Source organism: Thiohalocapsa sp. (genome assembly GCF_019695415.1).
Classification (GTDB): domain Bacteria; phylum Pseudomonadota; class Gammaproteobacteria; order Chromatiales; family Chromatiaceae; genus Thiohalocapsa.
Map to the genome: position 1 here is coordinate 1 of NZ_JAIFKJ010000186.1, position 3,016 is coordinate 3,016.

The 3,016-nt window shown below is 67.6% G+C and carries 5 protein-coding genes and 1 pseudogene; all 6 read left to right on the forward strand.

Going from position 1 to position 3,016, the window contains the following annotated elements; all coding sequences use genetic code 11:
- Positions 1-738, forward strand: a 738-nt coding sequence (gene pstS, locus I6U14_RS05215; protein WP_296897450.1) for a phosphate ABC transporter substrate-binding protein PstS, incomplete at its 5' end; no start/stop codon positions are given.
- 18 nt (positions 739-756) lie between these two features.
- Positions 757-900, forward strand: a complete 144-nt coding sequence (locus tag I6U14_RS05220) for a hypothetical protein (protein ID WP_296897452.1) — start codon at positions 757-759, stop codon at positions 898-900.
- A gap of 31 nt (positions 901-931) precedes the next feature.
- Positions 932-1,288, forward strand: a complete 357-nt coding sequence (locus tag I6U14_RS05225; protein ID WP_296897454.1) for a hypothetical protein — start codon at positions 932-934, stop codon at positions 1,286-1,288.
- A gap of 48 nt (positions 1,289-1,336) precedes the next feature.
- Positions 1,337-2,308, forward strand: a pseudogene (locus I6U14_RS05230) (permease).
- A gap of 120 nt (positions 2,309-2,428) precedes the next feature.
- Positions 2,429-2,668, forward strand: coding sequence for a thioredoxin family protein (locus I6U14_RS05235; protein ID WP_296897456.1), 240 nt, complete (start codon positions 2,429-2,431; stop codon positions 2,666-2,668).
- A 36-nt stretch (positions 2,669-2,704) separates the two neighbouring features.
- On the forward strand, positions 2,705-3,016 hold a 312-nt coding region (locus I6U14_RS05240; protein ID WP_296897458.1), incomplete at its 3' end, for a glyceraldehyde 3-phosphate dehydrogenase NAD-binding domain-containing protein.

A 3,016-nucleotide genomic window follows, 5' to 3' on the forward strand; every position in this document is an offset into this window, starting at 1 on the left:
CCCATCACCGGCGGCATGATCGCCATCGCCTACAACCTGCCGGGCGTCGACGGGCCCATCAATCTGCCGCGGGACGTCTACCCGGACATCTTCCTCGGCGAGGTCTACCGCTGGGACGACCCGCGCATCGCGGCGGCCAACCCGGGCATCGACCTCCCCGCCAAGGTCATCCAGGTGGTGGCTCGGCGAGATTCCAGCGGCACCACCTTCGCCTTCACCAATCACCTGGCCGCCATCAGCGATGCCTGGGCAGACGGGCCGGGCGTCGGCAAGAAGATCGACTGGCCCGGCGGCGCCATGGAGGCCAACGGCAACGAGGGCGTCGCCCAGCGCATCAAGATCACCGACAACGCCATCGGCTATGTGGAGGCCGGCTTCGCCGAGCGGCTCGGGCTGGCGCTCGCCTGGCTGGAGAACCGCGCCGGCGGCCTGGTGCAGCCGAACGTCGAGACCGGCCGGCGCGGACTCGCAGACGGCGCCGACACGCCGCCGGACGATCTGACCCGCACCGTCCCCGACCCGCAGGGTGCACGCTCCTACCCCATTGTGACCTACACCTGGGTGCTGGTGCGCGGCGACTATGGCTCACCGGAGAAGAGCGCCGCCGTGCACGACCTACTGCGGTGGATCCTCACCGACGGTCAGGCCGACGCCGAGTCCCTGTACTACGTGCCGCTCCCGGAAAACCTGGTACAGGCGGCGCTCGCGGAGCTGGACGCGCTCCGGTCCCAGCGCTGAGCGCAGCGCGAGCCAGCCATGACCCGCTTCGTGATCATCGGCGGCAGCGGCGCCGGCATCAGCGCCGCGTTGCGCGCCCAGGAGCTGGCGATCCTCGCGCAGCCGCTGATCATCGCGATGCTGGCGGCGCCGATCCTGATCCAGGTCTATTTTGAAGCTTGAAGGGTGAAGCTTGAAAGGTTTCGCAGAGGTCATGGCTTCTATCTTGTTTTGGCTGGGCGAGCGTCTGCGAATCGCGCTCGCTGTCGCGCTGTTGCTGCCGGTTGGGGTGGTCGCGGCGCCAGGCTTTTTGGTGAGCTCGGACTGGCTCGCCGAGCGCATTGACGATGAGAATCTCGTGGTGCTGGAGGTGCGCTATCACCCACACCGCTATTTCACCGTCGGGCATATCCGAGACGGCTTCCGCATGAGCCTCGCCTGGATGCAGCTGAAGCACCTGGGCTATGAGGACGTACGGCTCTACAACGGCGGCTGGTCCCACTGGGGCAATACGCTGACGCTGCCGGTGGTGGAGGGCGCGGCGCCCTATGACGAGGCCTTTGCGCTGTAGCTGCTGCTGACCATTCCAGCCCCGGCCTGCCCCGGAGGACGACTGACCATGTTTGCCCGACTCGGCGATCTCGTCGCCTACGACCTGCTCCGGCTCGACCCGGCCGGCCACCTGGGGCCTGCGCTGCAATTCTTCGTCATGGACGTGGCGAAGATCTTCGCGCTGCTGGTGGTGGTGATCTATGTCATGGGGCTCCTGCGTGCACTGCTCTCGCCGGAGCGCGTGCGGGCCATCGTGCGCGGGCGCCCGGACTGGCAGGCGCGCGGCATCGCGGTGGGGCTGGGGGCGCTGACACCCTTTTGCTCCTGCTCGTCGGTGCCGCTGTTCATCGGGTTTGTCGAGGCCGGCATCCCGCTCGGTGTGACCTTCTCGTTCCTGATCGCGAGCCCGATGATCAACGAGGTGGCGGTGGTGGTGCTGGTGGGGCTGCTCGGCTGGCGGTTGGCGGCGCTGTACGTGCTGGCCGGGCTCACGGTGGCCTGGGTCGGCGGCATCGTCATGCAGCGCTTCCGCCCGGAGCGCTGGGTGGAGGAATACGTCTGGGCCATCCGCGTCGGCAGCGCTGGCACGCCCGCGCCGGCGCGCTCGCTTGCCGCTCGCCACCGTTAGGCCATGGGCGAGGTACGGGAAATCGTCGGGCGCATCTGGCGCTGGGTGCTGCTCGGCATCGGTGTCGGGGCGCTGTTCCACGGCTTCGTGCCGGCGGACTGGGTGACGACCCATCTGGGCGGCGGTGACTGGTACAGCGTGCCGGCGGCGGTGCTGCTGGGCATCCCGATGTACGCCAATGCGACAGGGGTGATCCCGGTGGCGGAGGCCATGCTCGGCAAGGGCGTGGCCATCGGCACGACGCTCGCGCTGATGATGAGCGTCGCGGCGCTGTCGTTGCCGGAGCTGCTGATCCTGCGCAAGGTCATCCGCTGGCCAGCATTGGCACTCTTCGCCGGCGTGCTGGCGATGGCCTTCACGCTGGTGGGCTGGGGCTTCAATCTGGTGGGGCCGCTGGCGGGTGCGGCTTGAGCTCGGACCAACCGGGCGATCGGTGGGCACGCTTCGCTTTACCCACCCTACGGCCGCGACGTACGCCTCGGTCCAATCACCTAACCGATATCCGCCATTACAGACAATCGGAGTGAATCCATGAAAGCGATCAAAGTGCTCGGCAGCGGCTGTCGCAATTGCGAGACCACCGCCAGGCTCATCGAGACGGCCGCGCAGCAGGCAGGCGTCGAGGTGCAGGTGGAGAAGGTGACCGATATCGCCGAGATCATGAGCTATGGCGTCATGTCCACGCCGGGCGTCGTCGTGGACGGCGAGCTGGTGCACAGCGGTGGGGTGCCGGGGCCGGATGATGTCCGACGCTGGGTGGCGGGAAGTTAGAAGTTAGAAGTTAGAAGTTAGAAAGGGGGATTGGCGATGAGAGTTCGGGTTGGGATCAATGGGTTTGGCCGTATGGGGCGGCTTGGACTGCGGGCGGCCTGGGACCGCGGCGATGACGGGCCTGCGCTCGAGTTCGTGCAGGTCAATGAGATCGCCTGTGATGCCGCGGGGGCGGCGCATCTGCTGGAATTCGACTCGGTGCACGGGCGCTTTGGGCGCGCCTGCTCAGCCGACGGCGACGCCATCGTGGTGGACGGACAGCGCATCGGCTACAGCAGCCACCGCACGATCGGCGAGACCGACTGGTCCGGCTGCGACATCGTCATCGAGGCCACCGGCAAGCACCAC

Excerpts from the sequence above, each read along its gene's own strand:
- I6U14_RS05220 (WP_296897452.1), top strand. The coding sequence starts at position 757 with ATGACCCGCTTCGTGATCATCGGCGGCAGCGGCGCCGGCATCAGCGCC.
- I6U14_RS05235 (WP_296897456.1), top strand. The coding sequence starts at position 2,429 with ATGAAAGCGATCAAAGTGCTCGGCAGCGGCTGTCGCAATTGCGAGACC.
- I6U14_RS05225 (WP_296897454.1), top strand. The coding sequence starts at position 932 with ATGGCTTCTATCTTGTTTTGGCTGGGCGAGCGTCTGCGAATCGCGCTC.